Source organism: Winogradskyella litoriviva (genome assembly GCF_013249065.1).
Taxonomy (GTDB): Bacteria; Bacteroidota; Bacteroidia; order Flavobacteriales; family Flavobacteriaceae; genus Winogradskyella; species Winogradskyella litoriviva.
Map to the genome: position 1 here is coordinate 202450 of NZ_JABRWQ010000003.1, position 20626 is coordinate 223075.

A 20626-nucleotide genomic window follows, 5' to 3' on the forward strand; every position below is an offset into this window, starting at 1 on the left:
ATATAGTAAATGTATTTTATTTAATCTTAAATCTGTTAATTTTTAAATTTCCAATTGAAGATGGTTTAAAAACCAAACATATGGTTTGATTATTATGCAATCCTTCTATATTGATACTTTTAGTTTTAAAGGCTTTTGTGTTGTTTGAATCAAACTTACAGGTTGCTAGAAGTTTACCGTTTTTATCACTTTCTCTAACTTCAATCTCTGTATTTGTTTGTGATAGAAATTCAAATTCTATAGTACTTTTTTTATTTAAATTCTGAATGTTTGGATAGGTCACAAAACCATTAGTTGCCTCTGGATTTATAGAAAAACCACCCATTACGTTTTCTGTTTTATAAACCATATCAGCCTTAAAATAATCTTCAGCTTCAATGCATCCATTATCCGCATCATACTGTCCTACACCAATACCATCCACTCTAATCGTTGCCATTTCACCATTGGCTTTGTAATGCACATAGCTTATAAAAGTGTCTCTAAAATAACGATTGCCAGTTTGACTAATATCACAATACACAAAATACGATTGATTATGCCACTTGAAAAAACTACCGTGACGACCTTGTAAAAAACCATTTGGCCATGTTGGACTATCATAACCTTCAGCGAAACTGCTTTCTTTTATGATGGTGTCGACATAATCATATGGTCCGTATAAATTATCGGACATGGCATAAAAACAGCCCCAAGACAAATAATATTTTCCATTGTACTTATGTACAAACGGTTTATCATCCGTTGGCATGTCTTTGTTTTTTCCGTCTCTGTTATATGGTCCTCTAGGGTTATTTATTACAACTTTTTTTGGTACTTCAGCAAGACTTATCATATCATCATTCAACTTAGCAACGTAGTAATCCCAAACTCCAAAAAAGATATAATGGTCTCCATTTTCCTCGAAAATGGACATATCGTACTCGTGCGTTGGCGTTAAATCTGAAATTAATAATGGCTTTCCTAATGGGTCTTTCCAAGGGCCAATAGGTGTATTACCTACAACAACTCCAGATTGTTCGTTACCTTCGGAAAAATACCAATAATATTTTCCATTATTATATGCAGCATCTGTAGCCCAACATCTTGAATACTCTTTTCCAATATAAGTGTCTTTTGGATTAAGGACACTTTGCTTTGTCCAATTCACCAAATCGGGAGACGACCAAATCCACCAATCTTCCATGATGAATTTATCATTCTTGATGGATTTATCGTGTGATGCATAAACATATGCTGTATCGTTAAAAATATGAATATGAGGATCGTTTAACCCAACATTTGGCACAATAGGATTTTGTGCATAAATGGAAAAAACACACATAAATAAAAGGACAACATATGAAAACTTCAAATTCATAAACTATTACTTTATTTCTGAATATTTAGTGGAATTACCATTGAATAAATATATGATTTGACCTTTTGGGAAGCGTCCTGTCCTATCCTGTATTATTTTTTTTTTGTTCACAGGAATTAAGTAGTGTAAAAAAGAAAGCGTTGATAATCCTGAGCATTTTTTCTATTTAATAACTATTTTTTTGAAAAACTTGTCTGTTTCGCTATATAGCTCTAAAAAATAAATACCTTGGGCATTTTTAGAAAAATCTACTTTATTCTGAGACACGCTTCCTATTTCCAAAACTTGACCTTGTATGTTAACTAATTTATATTCTAGATTATAAATGTTTGATTTTATATTGAAAACGCCATCACTAGGATTAGGGTAAACTGAAATATTTTGAGCGTCAAATTCATTAATGCTTAGAGGTGCTATTAGTTCAAATTCAATTTTATCTGGTTCACTTGATAATGATCTTCGCTGTGTTAATCTTACGGTATTTAAACCTTGATTTAGCGTAACATCTGGAATTCTAGTTTCTAAATACACACTCCAGTCGAATGTTCTGGTTATTAAAACATCATCGAACAACGTTCCATTTATTTCAATATCCATGATAGAATCATCTCTATTTTTATTTGCAGCAAAAAGGATAAAATCATAAGTACCTGCAGTAGTTACTTCAAATACGTGCTCAATAAACTGGCTTCCTGAAAATGCATCTATATATTCTCCACCAGATGCCACAGGATTTGTACCTATATTAATATCAGTTGATGCTGTTGTAAAGTCCTCTGCTTCCAAGGATAAATTATCAGTAGTATCTGGCACATCCTCTTCAGATAAAGTAAATTCCATAAAAAACAAAGGACGTTTGTCTCCAACACCAGGTGTATTATTGCCTGTATCTTCCATTAAATATACATACAGTTTATCTCCTTCAACAAAGGCATCAAAATGTGAATAATTTACAGCGTCCGTATTGGTATATATAATTTTCCAGTCATTTTCTCCTTCTAAAGTGGTTTTAATATATACTTTACCACCTAATAATTCCACCATAAAAACATGGTCTATGTAACTATAAAGCTCACCACGAGTTTGTGGATTTGGAATAAGTCCGCCTACATTACTAGAGAAATTAGTATCAGTAGCCAACTTATAATAATGTACGTTTCTATTATCAACGCGTTGTACAAAATGAATCGCTCCATTTTCAGTAACTGTCCAAGCCGGATCACTATTACTTCTTGGATTAGTTTCCGTGCCGTAATCATCTCCTGGTTGTGCTATTTGAACCGGATCTAGATTTGGATCTATATTATTTACTATCGGCAAAGAAATTGGATTATCATCTACATCATACCACTGCGTTGACTGATTTTGTGGTATACCGTTGGTGTAAGCATAATATAGTCCACTATTTAACATATAGCCGTTGCTGGTGTTTGTATCATTATTAGTAGAGTATCTTATTGAAAACCCAGAATAAAACTTGCCATTTAAAAACCGTTCACCTCCGTACATATTGTTTCTATTTGGCAATGGTAACGTCCCGTCATGGAATAACCAATTGTTAGACCATCCGGTTCCATTATAATGTGCCATCAAAATATCTCCATTACCAGAACCTCCTTTTCGGTATCTAGCTATTAAACTTCCATCGTCTGCTCTATGAATCATAGGATAAGTCATCCTTTCATAATCTTGTCCGAGCTTTAAATAATTTTGTTTTGGATTAAATAAACTCAAATTGAATTGCGCATCTGGAACAAATGCAGCATTAGCAACAGACACAGAATAATTAAAAAAATCATTAGGCAAAGTTGCTGCAGTGTAAGCGTGCATATCGTAAATAATATGAATTGTATTGTCTATTGTACTGATTCCTATTGCGGCTGTATTGTGAGAATCACCTCTAATACCTGTACCATTTAAGAGCTCTCCACCTTGACCTACATGTTGATGTGGAAACTCTATAGTTACCCAACTAGAGTTAGGTACACTTAAATTTTTTCTTGATAACATTAAGTTACGCACATCCATACCTCCTTTGTACCAAGTAACAAATGCATACCCATTTACAACATCTACACAATCACCATGAGGTGAAATTCTTTGTGAGAATCTATAATTTACATCTCTAGTTCCTGCAAAGAACAAACCTCCCTCACCAGTTCCTGTTACTTCTGATAATTCTTCTAAGTTGGCCGCAAGTTGCTGTTCCTGTCCCCAATTTATGAACGAAAAAAAACACAGCATCCATATTAAGTAGAATTTTTTCATACATTATTATATAAAAATGCCAGTAATTATTTTACTGGCATTGGTTGTTTAAAACGAATTTATTTTCAGCTGTATCGTATGTTTTCCTGGTGATAATCTAATAGATTCAAAAGCAGATGGTACTTTTTCTCCATTATGGATTAGGTCTTTTCCATCTAAACCGTTTAGAGAAAACTCAGCAACCATGTTTCCTGGGATTTCAATTTCATACGTCTGCAATCTAGCTCCATTATAAGTATATTTTCCTTTGATTGTACCTCTAACGGTTGGTACTTCTATCTCGCTAGATCTTAATTTACTCATCTGTGGCTTAATTGTTGCTATACCAAATCCAGGTGTTTTGGGTTTAATTCCCCATAATCCGCGTGGAATTACATTTGCAGGAACAGCTCCCCAAGCATGGTTCCAATCTAGATTATTCTTGTATTTGTTGTCCCAAGCTTCTAGAGTAATTGTTGAACCAATTTTTATCATGTTATACCAACTTCTATCTGAAGTATCTGTTAATAAATCTAATGCATAATCAGCTTCACCAGCATTATATAGACCATCCATTAAAAATTGTGCTCCGTAAACACTACAAGCCATTCCTCTGGATTTCACGTAATTTACAACAGATTCAAAATGCTCTTCTGGAACTAATCCGAAAGCTAAAGGCATCATATTAGCATGAAGTGAGGCGTGGTCTGTACCAATACCATCTACGTAGATACCACGTTCTGCATCGAACATCTGTTCGTTAACCGCTTTTTTAGCTTTAGCCGCTCTATATTCAAAGTCTATAGCTTCTTGCGTTTTGCCAAGAATCTTTGCAAACTCTGCCATGATTTTCATGTTCTCATAAAAAAATGAGTTAATCACAGTACTGTATGGTTTAAATACAAAACCGTCGCGTTCTCCTTTTGTTTTACTACCATTAAAGTTTGGTCCAGGCCAATCAACGATATCTGTTAATGGCTTTTTATAACCATCTGGAAAACCTAATTTTTTCATGAACTCAGCATCAACCTTAGTCGATGTTATAAGACCATCTTCATTAGATAATTCGAATAAAGATTTATGTTTTAATGGTTCGTAATAACGCTCAATAAGTTCCGTATTACCAGTATACATATAATCTGCATAAATCAATAAAGGTACATGTTGTTGCCACTCTGTTGGCCAAGTAGGATTTTTCATAAAATACTCAATGGTACGTCTTGCCATAGCGTATTCCCTATCTGTAGTATAATGACTTAATTGATTTAAATAAGCATCTGCTTCATATGGAATACGCTCTCTATCACCATCTACATATAAGCCATTAAAAGTGGTTGCTTTTATAGAGTATTTACATAAATCCCATACTTGATTCAAAATGTTGTTATTACTCTCAAAACTACTGGCTTCTTCATCCCAATAGGTATGAAATGCTAGTTGTGTAAAGTCTTCAGCCTTAAGATCGCTTTGAGCACCTTCTACTTCTGCATATCTGAATGGCACTAAAGGCGGGAAGCCATCTGGTAAAGGCACGGCTTTGTTTGCTCTTGTATTGCGTTCGTCTTGATGAACTTTAATTTGATATTTAGTTTGACCTGGTTTTACATCTACTTTAATTTCTTGATAACGAATATTACTTTTTTTAGGTGGTGTTCTATTTAAATTCCCTTTATCATCAGCCATTTCGCCTACATGTATGGTTAAGGTGTGTGGTGTTTTGGCGTTATAGGTAAAATCCATGGTTGCAAATGCAGCCTTGCCAAAATCAATAAAATAAAAATCACCTCTTTTTTCAAACTTTGAAGGTTTAACTTTAGTGGTTTCAAATTTATTTTCTGTTGATATTATGTAACTATCACTCTTGTCTGTAGTAAATTTTTGAGCTTCAGAATAATCTACCAATCGATTTTCTTGCTCCCAAATTCTTACTTTCCAATAATATGTTTTTCCAATTACGAGAGGGTTACCATCATATTCTACATCTGTTGATTTTGTAGAAGCCACTCTTCCACTATCCCAAACATCACCATTATTATTATCGATATTTGTTTTATTGGAAGCTACAAGAATTTGGTAAGCGCCTTGAAAATTAGACCCTAAAGGTACGGTCCATCCAAACTCTGGTTTTAGGTCAAATATCTTTACGTCTGTTCCAGGTTCTCTAATTAACTCTACAGTTAAGTCTGATGGAGCTGCTCTATATTGGTCACTATTTTTCTTTATTAATTCATCTAGTTTAGCACGAAGTTTTGCAGCTACGGCTTTATATTTTTTCTTTCCTATTAAGTTTTTAACTTCTTTTGGGTCTTTTTTTAAGTTATAAAGTTCTTCTAAACTTTTATCATTTACATATCTGAAGTATTTCCATTCTTCTGTACGAACACCTTCACTAGGCGCAATATTCTCAAAGTCCCATAAATGCTCTATTAGAACTGTATCTCTGTTAATGGTGTTAGTTTCTTTTTTTACAATAGGCAATAAACTTTTTCCTTGCCATGTATCTGGCGCTTTTACACCTGCTAAATCAGCTATAGTTTGTGTTACATCAATGTTTAAAACCATATCATTAATGTCTTGGTGCTTATTTTCTCTTGGATCAAAAACAATTAACGGAACGCGAACGGAATTATCATACATTAACCATTTACCAGCTAATTTTCGTTCACCTAAGAAGTAACCATTATCTCCCATTACGATTATAACGGTATTTTTATCTAAGCCTTTTTCTTTTAATTTTTTACGAATTTTAGCAATTTCCAAATCAATCCCAGAAATCATGCGGTAATAGCCTTTTAGACTATGTTGGTATTTTTCAGGTGTATCGTAGCGCCAAGTCCAACGTAACCAATTAAAACCTTTTTTTACGATGTCTGGTTGTGCGTCGAAATACTTATTATCGCTAAGTTCTGGCCCAGGTATTTCAGTATCTGTTAACAAGTTATCTGTTGTATTCTGCCAAAAGTATTGTTCTGGAGCACCATCATGCGCATGTGGTGCACTAAAACTTAATGATAGACAGAACGGCTTTTCATTTGAACCATTTTTATCAATAAAATCTAATGCTTGTTGCCCTGTGTATCTTGTTAAATGTACAGTGTCATTATCTATAGTTTTATAATAATAACCTCTTCTGTCCTTATATCTGTTATTTCTATCGTAGTCTTCGTATTCGTCAAATTGTTTATCTAAACCATCATAGCGCACTCCGTATTTTCCATAGAACCCTGTATAATAGCCGTTATCCTTAAGTAATCGAGGATAAGAATTCTCCATGTACTCACCTCGAATATTTCCCGTTTGGAAATTATAATTATGTGAGCGTTCATGCAAACCTGTCCATAAGGATGCCCTACTTGCCGCACAAATTGGGGTTGTTACAATGGCTGTGTTAAAATAGGTACCTGATTCCGCCAATTTATCCATTTCTGGGGTTTCAACGTATTTATTCCCTGCATAACCTATAGCATCAAAGCGTTGGTCGTCGGTTAGAATAAAAATGATATTGGGCTTTTCTCCATTGTTTTCTTGTTGAGCGTATACTATATTTAAACTATATACTACACTTAAGATTACTAATAAATAACTATTTTTAAACATATATAAATTACTTAATTATTTGTTTATTTTAAAGAGGTCTCATAATTTATAAAATTATGATTTTGTGCTTCGTCTTCTATCCTGCTCTATCCTGAAAATATAAGCATCTCACGTTAAATTTTCAAAAACAAAAAATCTCAATAATTGAGATTACTAACTGAGATTTATTCAATTTTAAAAACTATATGCAAGCTATGATTTTAAAACGGATGAATTCCATTAAATAATTTTATTGTTATGCAAGGCATCAAGTTTCATTTGGACGCAGATTAGGGCTTTTAATCTAATACTAACATTTAATTTAAGATTTCTATTATTTGTTATTTGCTACTAATTATTAATGTATTGAATTGAAATTGTCTTAACAGAAATGAAAATTAGTTTAAGATATAGCTTGTATTTTATTTTAATTAAAAAACCCTTCATTATATAACTCATAATGAAGGGTTTGATGTGTTTTTAGAACTTCTTAGTTAAGACTAGAGCCTATAATCAACTACACTGAACTATTAGTCCACAGTTAATTGAATTTGAAATTCCTCGAATGAAACATTTCTATCTCTTATAACCAAAGTATCTTTTACCGTATGCATTAAGTCTAATGTTGATTCTGAAACTAATTGGCCAAAAACAAATTCCTGAACAACTTCAAGATCTCTATATTGGTATTCTAAATAAATTACGTCTCGGCTCTCTCCTCCCCATTCATCTCCATCAACTACAAAGGTTCCTGAGCCAGTTACCACAAAATTAGTTTCATCTTCAGCACTAGTTATAACAATTTCTCCATTATCATCAAATGTCAATTCTAAAGAAACAGTGCTATTACTTGGAATACCTGCTCTTCTAACTAGGTTAGTACTAGTTGCTTTATTTCTTCCAGATGTTTTTACTAACGTTACTTCATCTTGTACTACAAATTCTTCACTGTAAACCGTAGAGTCATCAATATTTATTGTTTCTGTAACTCCATTTTCTAAGATTGTAGAAGTTCCCACAATTTTATCCTCACCACGACGCAAATACATGCCTTCATACTTATTCATAAATTTAATACCAAAAAGAGTATAGTCTTTAGGTTGTGTTTCCCAATCATCTGCTTTAATCTTTATAGGGTTTGTAACACCCTCAGCCGGCACACCTACTAGAAGTGAATCTAATTCTTCATAATCTGTAATTCTTAATGGAACTACATAATGTACTTCACCAAAATCGCCAAATGATTGTGGATCATTAAAAAAGGCATCTGAAAGCTGTACTGGAATACGTCCTTTTGTAGAACCAGCAGGAATTGTTACTGGACTTTCCTGTTGAATAGTATAGTACGAAGATGGTAAGACCTTAACATTTACAGTATCTAAGCCTAAAGCAGCCGCATCAATTAAATCTGGAGCCAATTCAAAATATACTTTACGGTTTATATCATTCTCGTAAACTCCAGACATGATGACACCGATTTCAAATATTCCATTATTATCGTTTTCGTTAAAACCCAAATCATACTCACCCTGAATTATTGTTCTTATAGGCGTTTGAAATGGAAAATACACTGAAGTTGAGCCAAAGTCATCAAAATCATTTTCCTGATTTTCGCAAGCTATAAAGCTAAAGGCAATTGCACATATTATTGTTAAATATTTTATTTTCATGTCTAATTTTTTTTTAATTCTTATAAAATACACATTTATCTTATATCTTACCAACCATTATTTTGCTCAAGTTCAGAAAATTTTAATATCTCAGAATTTGGAATTGGCATATAAGTTGCAAATGATTGATAATTTCTAACTTCTACAGATGGTAACTCAACATAATTACTTCCATTAAAAAAGTAACCTTTAGCTGATTCATTTAATGGTAATCCCCATCTTCTAAGATCCCAGAACCTATGTCCTTCAAAACTTAGTTCTATACGACGTTCGTTTCTAATAAGTTCTCTCATATCCTCTTTAGTTGTAATGGATGCTAAATAATCATCTGACTGTGCAATTCCCGCTCTACTGCGTATTGCTGCAATCACATCACGAGCCGTAATACCATCTACCTGGTGGTCTGGACCACCAATTTCATTTGCTGCTTCTGCTAATATTAAAAACAATTCAGTATATCTAAAATACACAGCGGCATGTCTCTTACCTTGAGTAGTACCATCATCATTAATTAGAACGTCTGGATGTAATAATTTTTTAAGGTAATACCCAGTAGTTGTAGACTGCCCAGGGATAGAATCTAACCTATCATTTCCTCCACCAACACCAGTATTAATTATACCACCTCCAAAAGAAGCGCCATTAAGAACAACATATTTTTCTAACCTTGGATCTCTATTAGCATAAGGGTTTTGTGGATCAAAACCATTAGCCTGAGTTGCAGGATATCCATCTTGCATTGGGAATGCCATTACAAAGTTATGTGTTGGATTAATCTCACCATTTCCATTAACTGAAGGAGGAAACATTCTTTTTTCATAAGTAGTACTATTACCGCCTATAGAAGCACGCCAAAGCGATTCTGCACTCTGTATATTATTATCTGATGCATAAAACTCATTACCAACTGGATCTAAACCAGCAACACCTCCAATAGTATTTAAAACTTCAGCTGCATTAGTTGCTGCCATATTATAATAGCTTTGACTATCTAAAAAGGAAGGACTCGCAGCAAAAAGTGCTAAACGTGCTTTTAAAGCTTTTACTATTCTTCCTGAAATACGTAAATCAAAAAAGTTATCATTTACTGTTTGGTATTTAACGTAATCAAAGTCCTCTAAATTTGTATACCATTCGTCTACATTTCCCTCACTTAACCCATAATCTGTAGGTAATAAATTAAGTGCCTCATCAAAATCTGCCATAATAGCCTGAACAGAAGCTTCAAATGATAAACGTGGTAAGTTAAAGTTACCATCTGCCTCAATAAACTCAGTAAAGTATGGAATACCTAGTAGTTCTCCAGATGCACTTTCACCAGCATGTGCTTGAAGCACATAGAAGTGATGCAATCCTCTTAACGCCAGTGCTTCTCCTTTCATACGCATCTGAAACATTTCGTTAATTAATTCGTCTCTGCTCCATTGTGTTTCTCCTGTTTCAATAGTTTCTAAGAATCTGTTTACCCAGAATACGCTCTCAAAACTTCCCCAACGAGATGCAGGATTAAATTGTGAATTTAACTCACCTAGCGCCATTCGCTTATAATTGTTATCCAAAATATTATTAACAGCATCATCAGTAGCTGCTTCAGAAAATGAATATTGATTAACTAAGCCTGTATATCCATTTAATAATACACCTTCTGCTGCATTTGGATCTGTGAGAATAAATTCAAAATCCAACCTGTTTTCTTCAACAGGCTCGAGAGTTTCACAAGCTATAAAGCTAGTAAATACAAACACAATTGATATATATTTTATTAAATTCTTCATTTTATTTATTTTAATTTACTAATTATATTAAAATGATGCTCTTATACCAAGTGTAAAAGATCTAGATAGTGGTGTACTACCTATTCTTAACTGACGAACATCTTTATTTTCACCTATTTCAAACAAATTAGTTCCAGAAAGATTTAGACTAAAATCCTCCATACCTAATTCTTTACAAAAAGAATCCTCAAATTCATATGTTAACTGTGCACGGTTAATGCTAAAGTAACTTGTATCAAACAACCAAAACGTAGATTGTCTAAAATTATTTTGATTAGTTTGTGATGATAACCTTGGGAATGTCGCCGTACTAGCCGTTTCTGGTGTCCATCGTCCTAAAACGACCTCTGAGTATTTATCATTACCATCTACTGAATAATATTCGTTATAACTATCATTTAACTTATTACCCTGAGCTCCTGATTGACCTACAGCTAAAACAAAAAGGTTAAATCTTTTATAATTTAAGTTAAGGTTTAGCGCATATGTCCATGGGCTACTTGATTGCCCAATATCAATTCGGTCATCATTATCTATAATATTATCCCCATTTTGATCCTGATATTTTATATCTCCTGGTTGAACGTTACCAAATTGAGGCACAGGTAATCCAGCATTTAAATTACCGTTTGTATCAAAATCCGCTTCAGAATAAAAACCTTGATCAACTAATCCAAAGATTGTAGAAATCTCTCTTCCTTGTGTCTGTAGATAATCTTCATTAAACACTTCAGATCTTTTAGATCTTTCAGTTTGACTATATAGCACGTTTGCACCTAAAGTAATTGACAAATCTTTATAAGTTTTATTGAAATTCATACCAATTTCAAAACCAGTATATAAGTTTGAATTAAAATTATCATACGGTCTAAATGTATCATAAAAAGACGGATATTGATCTTGTAAGAATGTTATTTGTTTGTCAAATTCTGTATTAAAATAATTAGCTTCTATCCAAAGCGAATTCATTAAATACGTTTCGAAACCTAAATTTAAATCAATACGCTCTTCAAATGATAAATCAAGATTTTCTCCTTGTGAAATGTCTATTCTATTATTGGATTGTCCATCACCCCAATTAACATTATTACCAAAAGAATAGTTCACATCATATAAATAGTAAGCACTAGCATCGCTATCAACAGCACCTCCAGATTTAAGAGCAGTAATACCTTGATCTGACTTTAAAATACCACCAGAAGCCTTCAATTTAAGGTAATTTACAAATTTACTGTTCTTTAAAAAAGACTCTTCACTTATAATGTAAGATATACCCGAAGTTGGTGAAAATGCTCCTCTATTTCCTTCTGCTAGTTTTATTGAATTAACATAGGTGCCTGTGAAATCAAAATATAATTTCTTTTTGTAGTCATAAGCCATTTGAAATCCTACATGCGCATCAATATCTGTTTGAGTAACATCATTTCGTCTTTGTGAATTATAAAAACCTAATAAAGTGGTATTTAAAGAATGGTCTTTAGCAATAGTCGTATCATAATTTACTAGTCCATAAAGACCAAATCGAGATAAAAATCCATTAGTACTAATATTTTCAGTTTGATCTTTTACATCTTCACCATAAACATTAAGGCCTGTTATGCTCTCGCCTTCCCAAATTGGCTCATATGTTTTATATTGATTTTCTATAGATAAATCATAAGAATCATAAAAATCAAAACTTATGTAGGCTTTTGCCGATAAGCCTTTGGTTACTCTGTCTAAATCAAAATTGATTGAGTTGTTAAACTGTGTAGAACGAGATACTGTAGTTAGATAACCACCAGCTATAGCCATAGAAACAGGTGCATCCACTCCAAACTCTTGTGTTGATCCTAAAAGAAACCCATCAAAGCTATTTGCCGCTAGTAATTGTCCTGCAACTGTAGGGTCGCTAGTGTCTACTAAATCAATTGGTAATAATGGTGAATAAGCATTTGGTCTTAATGTAGTACCAGCGCTTAATAAATCGGCTCTAGATCCTTTAGTTGTGCTTATTACTGCAATACCATCAAGACTACTAGTAATCCAATCATTTATTTTAAAATCTATGTTACCTCTTACATTAAAACGGTTAGTTCCTGCATTTATATCTTCATTAATATCTACCCATGCTTCCTCACTATTCCATCCCACGTTAACATAATATTGATTTTTTTCATTACCACCTGAAAACTCAGTTATAGCATTTGTAAAATTAACAAAAGGTTGAACATATTCATTTGAATAAAGGTCTACATCAGGATATTTGTATTTATTAGTACTTGTTCTAAATTCTTGTATAAGCGAAGGTGAATAAAAATTATCTAAGCCATCATTATTTCTAGCTTCATTAAACAGTGTCATATATGCCGCTGAACCTAAATAATTTGGTAAAGAAATAGGCGACTTAATACCAGAACGAACATTTACATTAACTTCTTTTTTATTAGCTTTTCCACGTTTGGTATTAATAACAATCACACCATTTCTTCCTTGACTACCATATAGGGCAACAGAATTAGCATCTTTAAGTACCGTTATCTGCTCAACCTCTTCCATATTTAGTATATCCGGATCACGACCAATGACACCATCAATAACAAAGATGGCACTTCCTAAACCTCTGATATTATCAGAACCTCTAACTCCTAGCATTAATCCGTTAATATAATCTCTAACCCATTGTGTATTATCGTAGGTTAATCGATTTTTTGTTTTAATTGAGGATACTGCTCCAACAATATCACGTCTGTATTTAGTGGCAACTCCCATCTTTATTTCGTCATCTTCTGAAGCGAGTAAAAGAGATTTTTTCATTGTAATATTACCAATTAAATCAGTCATCATAATAATGGCTGATATATAGCCCTTTTTTTCAAGAACTACGGACTCATCATCTAGTAGTTTAATTGTAAACTGCCCGTTATCATCCGAAGATGTCTTATTTCCTTTTGAGCCAAAAACATCAACGCCACTTATAGGGTTACCTTGCTCATCAACCACAATTGCTGTTACCTCTACTTTATCATCTGATTGAGCCATTGCAACATTACATATGCAAAACAGCATTAAGCTTAATAGAGTGAACAACCTATATAATTTATTTATCTTCATTTTTTTCTATATTAAATAAAACTAATTTGTAAAAGACTAGCACTACCATCCTGGATTTTGAGGGAAGCCCTCGTAAATTTGTGTTTGCTCAGCCGGAAATGGTAACCAATAATGCTTAGGGAACTCACAAATCCTATCTACTAGAAGTGTTTCTGTAAAACTACTTCTGTCTTGCGGAAAATCTAAGGCCAATTTTCTTCTATATTTATCTAAATGGGCTAATCCCCATCGTCTAATATCAACCCATCTGTGTGCTTCATAACTTAACTCAACAGCTCTTTCTCTTCTTAATTCATCCATAAACTTGTTGCTATCTCCAACTATATTAACATTTACATTAGGAATACCAGCTCTACTACGTAACAAATTGATAGCCCCTTCAGCAGTTAAGTTGTAAGAAGCAGGTGCAGTGGTTGCCCCTTTAGACGCATGTAATGCTTCTGCATACATTAAATAAACATCTGTAAGTCTCATATGCATTCGTACGCCAGTGTATTGACTTATAATAGGATTCCATCTAGTATGATACTTACCGTCTACTTTAGGGTAAAATTTTGTCCACATATACCCTGTATTATTTTTTACTTTGATATTTTCGGCGCCAGTACTACGGTGGAAACCTTTTTGAGAAGAAGATTCAAACCAAAGTTGCGCAGTTACATGATTAGAATCCTCAGCTCCTGCATCTATAACATCTCCATCAATAATATGCCATTTGTAAAAACGTGGATCACGGTTTGCAAAAGGTTCATTAGGATTGTACAATGATGGTCCGTAATTTCCACTAAGATCATCTTCAATAGATAGTCCATTAGCCATACCAAAATTGTTATGAATAAAATTATGTGTAGGACTAATAACCTCATATCCGGCAGAATTGGTGTGTATAGCCTTATTTACTCCTGATGCCATAAATCTTGTGGCTTGTCCTTGACTACCACCAGTTGCAGCAAATATAAATTCTGTACTTCCTGGCCATGAACCAGGTGTTAGTGATTTCCAAAATACTTCATCATAGTTTTCCCATGACGCTAAAGCATAACGTCCTTGGTCCGCTAATTGAAGAATTCCTGAAAAAGCCTCAACAGCCATATCACATAACTCTATATCATAGTCATAAGTACTTATACTTACATTATTACCTTTCATTAAGGGACTTGCTGCTAAAAGTAAGTTTTTACCTTGAAAAGCATATGCTGTACCTTTAGTAAGCCTACCCATATTTTCACCTAGTGTTAGTTGTCCATAAGACTCTTGATCCCAATCTACAGGCAATAACTCAATGGCTTTTATGTAGTCTTCATTAGCTTTTAAAGCAACTTCTTTATAGGTATCTGGACGTGCTAAATTATAATCATCAATTAAAACTTCATCAATATATGGATAACGCCCCCAAAATTTCATAATCTCGTTATGGAAAAATGCTCTAAAAAAATAAGCTTGTCCAAGAATAACATCTTTTTCGGCTTGAGTTGCATTTACCATTAAATCTCTATTCTCAACATTCTCAATTACAATATTAGCTTTACGGATACCATGTAAGCTACCGTCATATAACCCAGGTCTTTGTTTATTAAAAGCATTAGTGTTTTCGACATTGGCGGAGTTATTCCCTGTTGATCCATAAATAGCACCATAGTGGTTATTTAAGTAACAAAAATTATCTGTTATAACAGAGTTGAATCTTCCTGCGTCAATATCACCACTTGCTTTTGTAGGTCTGTCAACAAATCCATCGTCTCCCAAAAGAAAATCTTGAAAGGTATGCGACTGCTGTTCATAAGACACTACTAAAGCATACATTTCTTCTACAAAACCTTGTGCATTTTTAAAGGTAGAAAAAACCACCTCTTCGTCAATGACTGCATCTGGCGCTACATCTAAATAGTCCTCGCATGAAAACGAGAATACTAACCCTAAGATTAATAATATTTTTATTTTATAGTTTTTCATTATTTCTTTTTTTTAAAAATTCATATTAAAACCTAAGTTATATCTTTTTAAGGTAGGATAATCTCCTCTTGACTGTGCTGTTCCCGACGTATTAAACTCCCTATCATCAGGCATATTAGACCATAAAAACAGATTATTTCCATTTACAAAAACTTGAAGTTTCTTCAGTCCAATTTTTTTACAGGTCTCACTTGGTATATCATAACTTAAAGAAACTGATCTAAGCCTTGTTAATGATGCATCTAACCAATTGTCTCTAGGATTAGTATCTCCATCAACTCCAAATGATGGTTGAGTATCTGTATTATTTGGCGTATCTACGGTCCAATAATCTAAATCTTGCTCAAAAATTAAAGGTGTTGAATTACCAAAAGTATTGTTACTAAACAATCTAGAGGCATTTTGGGTACCATACAACTGCGCTGAAACACTAAAACCTTTGTATCGTGCACCTAGAGTAGCGCTCCAAGTTCGTTGAGGTTGGTTTGGATAACCGTAAGGTGCATTATCAAAATTAGAATTATAAATACCGTCTCCATCAAAATCTACAACATCATAATACCCAACACGAGTTAAATCTTGATTTTCATTTTGTGGAGTTGACATGTAAACATCGTCCCAACTTGTCAATATCCCAGCAGGAATTGCTGTTCTTCCTTGTCCAATATTATAACCTGCATCATTTAGATATGCAGCCTCCAAAAATGGATCATCTCTTACTATTACTTTATCTATAGCTTGGGTAAAATTAAAATCCCCAAATAGATTTAAACCGTTATCGAAAGTATATTGAGAACCAAGAACAATCTCATAACCCCTTACCTCAACAATACCTTTATTAACATACGGATTTGCAGCAACAAAATCTGGTATAGTTTGACTATTAGCAATTATAATTTTACTACGATCTTCTGCAAAATAATCTACCTCTCCAGTTAATAAACCATTAAATATATTAAACTCAAGACCTATATTATACTTAGTAGCTTCCTCCCACTGAAGGTTTGGATTTCCAACGAGAGCTTCTCTATAAAACGTATAAGGTGAACTTCCATCATAATCACTTGGCACTAAAAATGCTGATCCACCAGACTCCCATTGCGTAAGATATGCCCATCTATTATCAGAAGTGATAAAAGTATCATCACCAATAAGACCATAAGACCCTCTAATTTTAAGTAAATTTAACCAATCTACATTTTCCATAAAAGTTTCATTTGAAGGCGTCCAACCTGCTGCTATAGAAGGGAATAAGTCGAAACGATATCCTGAGCCAAATTGTTCAGAGCCATTATAAGCACCGTTAACATCTAAAAAGTACCTTGAATCATAGTTATAAGTCACCCTTCCTACCCAGTCTTCTCGGTATGTTGGAAAAGCACTGCCCGTTGCAGCCTCTTGTCTTCTGACTAAGAACAGCCCTGTTAGGTTATGCTTTTCATCAAAAGTTCTATTATAATTCAATGAAGCATCATAAACCATTCTTCGTGATCGTTGACCTTCTTGTACTTCTGAAGCCTCTATATCCCATGGCTGCTGAACATAACCAAATCGCGTAGTGACATCTGGAGTAAGAATAAGCTCTTCATCACCATCGTAAACCCTATAAATTACACCGCCATCATTTACTGATTGTATACTTCTCATACTATTATCTAAAGAAAATCGTCCCTGAAAAGAAAGTCCTTCAGTTATAAAATCTAATTTCTGCTTTAGAATAAAATCTGTATTGACCTGAAAAGTTCTATAAGTATCATAACCTGTAGCCTGTAAAGTCTCAACAGGGTTTACGTATACGTTAAAATAACTAAAGGGATTTCCATATAACCCATCTGGATATACAGGCGTGTAAAGACTTGGCGCTATTAAGTAAAGTCCATTAGTTACATTACCTAAGTTACCAGGACTTTCTCTAACACCTAAAAAACCAGCAAGATTAACAGACAACTCAGTAGTTTTTGTGATATTAAAATCAATATTACTTCTAAAGTTAAATCTATCATATTTATACTCACCTAGATAGCCTCTTCCAGTATCGTATTTACCACCATCAAAAATATCATTGACAGTTTGATAAGCCAAACTACCAAAATATTTAGCCGTTTTATTACCACCACGTACAGACAAGTTAATTCTATAATCTTGTGCATAATCTTTCAACAATTCATCTTCCCAATCAACATTAGGATAAATATAGCTTTCCTCTAAACTGGAAGGATTACGATATCTATCTACAATAGCTAATGGTGTATAATTATTCCATGTACTGGGAGACTGAGCCAACCCTCGTAAAATAGAACTATTTGCTTCTAGTAAAGCATTGTAAGAATCTAATTTTTCTGGTAATTGAGAAACCGTTTTAATAGTTGTATTAACATTTAGTGACAATTGCGCTTTTCCTGTTTGACCTCGCTTAGTAGTAATTAATATAACTCCATTAGCGCCTTCTACACCAAAAACCGCAGTTGCAGAAGCATCTTTAAGCACCGATAAATTTTCAACATCGTTCATATCTATATCAGACATTGACCTCTTAACACCATCCACAAGTACAAGAGGGTCGCCATCACCATTCCATGAACTTCGACCACGAATAAAAATCTTCATATTATCTTCCCCAGGAACACCGCTACCTTGTATGGCAGTAACACCTGGCAAATTACCCTGTATTGCTTCTTCCAAATTGGATATACCGGCTGACTTTTCCATCAAATCCTCACCTTTTATTTGTGTAATAGCGGCTACCACACTCTCTTTTTTCTGGGTACCATATCCTACAATAACAACTTCGTCTAAAGTTGCAACATCCTCTTCTAAGGTTACATTTATGGTTGCTCTACCTTTGATTTGAATTTCTTGTGTTTTAAAACCTACATAAGAAAACACTAAGATTTGTTCACCCAATGTTAGTTCAAAAGAATAGTTTCCATCAAAATCAGTTGATGCACCTTTCATAGTACCTTTTTGCACTACACTTACTCCTGGTATTGGCATCCCACCTGCATCTGTTACAACACCAGAAACCCTATCTTGAGCCTCCAAATTAATTGCAGTAAAACTGGAAAACACAATTGCCAGTAGTAATGTAAGCCCAGAAACAGGAAATTGTTTTTTAAATTTTTGTTTCATATTCAGTTTAAGTTTCAACATTTAGTTAGTTATAATTTATAATAATAATTAAACTTTTATGTGATAAAGTAGAATCATAATATTATGTTAACAAATTTCATTAAAAAAAAAAGGTAATGCATCCTGTACTATACTGTTAAAATTGTTTTTTACCTAATTCTCATATTTAGAATAAATTACACTTTTCAACTGTTTATTTCTCAATATTTTTTTAATTGATAAAAATTAACACTTTGTTCACTTTTAAGTAGTTAAATAATTAAGATTAGCCATGTCAAATGAAAATATTGATTTTAAAATATCTTCAACTATTGACTATTTTCAATATTTGATTAAGTGTAGATTGGAACAGATTTTAAATTTTACTTCTCCCAAAGTCCTTCCATTTCTTCCAAGGTTTTTCCTTTGGTTTCTGGCACTAATTTCCAAACAAAAATCATTGCTAATAATGACATAACACCATAAATCCAATAAGCAAAGCCATGATTAAATTGTTCTGTTAAGTAGCTATTATCGTCCATCATTGGGAAGGTTAACGATACTAAATAATTAGATATCCATTGTGCCGCCACTGCAATGGCCATCGCTTTACCTCTAATTTTATTCGGAAATATTTCTGACAACAACACCCAAGTAACTGGTCCCCAACTCATAGCAAAACTAGCTACATAGAGCATCATACATGCCAAAGCTAAATAACCTGTTGCTCCACCATAGAATACAAATCCTAGTGAAAACATTGCCACAGCCATGCCTAAAGCACCAATTATCATTAGAGGCTTCCTACCGTATTTATCTACTGTTCTGATTGCTATAATAGTAAATAGGAAATTTACGATACCAACAATAATAGTTAGTAATAGAGCGCCATCTGTGTTTGGGTCTATTTTTTTAAATATTTCTGGTGCATAATATAGCACTACATTAATACCTACAAACTGTTGAAAGATTGAAAGTACAACTCCTATAATAATAACCAACCATCCAAAAGATAAAAGCTTACCAGAGTTTTGAACCACAGACCCTTTGATTTCATCTAATATTCTGTTTCCTTCATCTTCTCCATTTACTTTAATAAGTACATCAAGCGCCTCGTCTGGTTTGTTTCTAAGCATTAAAGAGCGTGGTGTATCTGGCACAAAAAACAAAAGTCCTAAAAATATCCCAGCAGGAATAACCTCTGAAGCAAACATCCATCTCCATCCTACCTCATTTAACCAAATATCTGACCCTCCTCCTTTTGAAATAAAATAATTCACAAAGTAAACAACCATAAACCCACCAACAATAGCCAATTGATTAAAGGATACTAATTTACCTCTACTTGCAGCTGGTGCAATTTCCGCAATATATAAAGGTGACAACATGGATGCGAGACCAACTCCTATTCCTCCTAAAATTCTATAAACAATAAAAATAGATGAAAATGTATGATCTAATTCACCAATAGGATTGATAAACATCTCTGGCATTGCTGAACCAAGTGCTGATATCAAAAACAAAATTGCTGCCAATATCAATCCTTTTTTTCTACCTAATTTCTTACTCACCAGTCCACCAGAAAGACCTCCTATTATACAACCAATTAATGCACTCGACACCAAGAAACCTTTAAAAGCGTTAGCTGCCGTTTCTGACAAGCCTTTAGGTATTACAAAGAAACTGTCCAAAGAACCTACTGTTCCTGAAATTACTCCAGTATCATATCCAAATAGTAAACCGCCTAAAGTGGCCACTAATGTTAGTTTTAAAAGATATCCTGATTTTGCTGTTTTTGTCATAATTAGTTTAGTTAGTTAAGTTTAATTAAACCTTTCAGTTCT

9 protein-coding genes are annotated in these 20626 nt (G+C 33.5%); all 9 read right to left on the bottom strand.

Going from position 1 to position 20626, the window contains the following annotated elements:
- Positions 1–16: 16 nt before the first annotated feature.
- Positions 17–1360, bottom strand: coding sequence for a family 43 glycosylhydrolase (locus tag HNV10_RS07455; RefSeq protein WP_173300709.1), 1344 nt, complete (start codon positions 1358–1360; stop codon positions 17–19).
- Positions 1361–1522: 162 nt separating this feature from the next.
- Positions 1523–3628 (bottom strand): BNR-4 repeat-containing protein, encoded by a 2106-nt coding sequence (locus tag HNV10_RS07460; protein ID WP_173300710.1) that lies wholly within the window; start codon positions 3626–3628, stop codon positions 1523–1525.
- 48 nt (positions 3629–3676) lie between these two features.
- On the bottom strand, positions 3677–7204 hold the full coding sequence (locus HNV10_RS07465) for a sulfatase-like hydrolase/transferase (RefSeq protein ID WP_173300711.1): 3528 nt from the start codon (positions 7202–7204) through the stop codon (positions 3677–3679).
- A gap of 509 nt (positions 7205–7713) precedes the next feature.
- Entirely contained in the window at positions 7714–8853 is a 1140-nt protein-coding gene (locus HNV10_RS07470) for a DUF5627 domain-containing protein (RefSeq protein ID WP_173300712.1), read from the bottom strand.
- Positions 8854–8900: 47 nt separating this feature from the next.
- A complete protein-coding gene (locus tag HNV10_RS07475; RefSeq protein ID WP_173300713.1) occupies positions 8901–10628 on the bottom strand; it encodes a RagB/SusD family nutrient uptake outer membrane protein in 1728 nt (575 codons plus the stop codon).
- Between the two features lie 27 nt (positions 10629–10655).
- Positions 10656–13649 (bottom strand): SusC/RagA family TonB-linked outer membrane protein, encoded by a 2994-nt coding sequence (locus tag HNV10_RS07480; RefSeq protein ID WP_173300714.1) that lies wholly within the window; start codon positions 13647–13649, stop codon positions 10656–10658.
- Between the two features lie 114 nt (positions 13650–13763).
- Positions 13764–15674, bottom strand: a complete 1911-nt coding sequence (locus HNV10_RS07485) for a RagB/SusD family nutrient uptake outer membrane protein (protein ID WP_173300715.1) — start codon at positions 15672–15674, stop codon at positions 13764–13766.
- A 12-nt stretch (positions 15675–15686) separates the two neighbouring features.
- A complete protein-coding gene (locus tag HNV10_RS07490) occupies positions 15687–18803 on the bottom strand; it encodes a SusC/RagA family TonB-linked outer membrane protein (protein ID WP_173300716.1) in 3117 nt (1038 codons plus the stop codon).
- A gap of 362 nt (positions 18804–19165) precedes the next feature.
- Positions 19166–20584 (bottom strand): D-xylose transporter XylE, encoded by a 1419-nt coding sequence (xylE, locus tag HNV10_RS07495; protein WP_173300717.1) that lies wholly within the window; start codon positions 20582–20584, stop codon positions 19166–19168.
- Positions 20585–20626: the final 42 nt, after the last annotated feature.

Coding starts and splice junctions, on each gene's coding strand:
- HNV10_RS07490 (WP_173300716.1), bottom strand. CDS start 18,803: ATGAAACAAAAATTTAAAAAACAATTTCCTGTTTCTGGGCTTACATTA.
- HNV10_RS07480 (WP_173300714.1), bottom strand. CDS start 13,649: ATGGCTCAATCAGATGATAAAGTAGAGGTAACAGCAATTGTGGTTGAT.
- HNV10_RS07485 (WP_173300715.1), bottom strand. CDS start 15,674: ATGAAAAACTATAAAATAAAAATATTATTAATCTTAGGGTTAGTATTC.
- HNV10_RS07475 (WP_173300713.1), bottom strand. CDS start 10,628: ATGAAGAATTTAATAAAATATATATCAATTGTGTTTGTATTTACTAGC.
- HNV10_RS07465 (WP_173300711.1), bottom strand. CDS start 7,204: ATGTTTAAAAATAGTTATTTATTAGTAATCTTAAGTGTAGTATATAGT.
- HNV10_RS07455 (WP_173300709.1), bottom strand. CDS start 1,360: ATGAATTTGAAGTTTTCATATGTTGTCCTTTTATTTATGTGTGTTTTT.
- HNV10_RS07470 (WP_173300712.1), bottom strand. CDS start 8,853: ATGAAAATAAAATATTTAACAATAATATGTGCAATTGCCTTTAGCTTT.
- HNV10_RS07460 (WP_173300710.1), bottom strand. CDS start 3,628: ATGAAAAAATTCTACTTAATATGGATGCTGTGTTTTTTTTCGTTCATA.
- xylE (WP_173300717.1), bottom strand. CDS start 20,584: ATGACAAAAACAGCAAAATCAGGATATCTTTTAAAACTAACATTAGTG.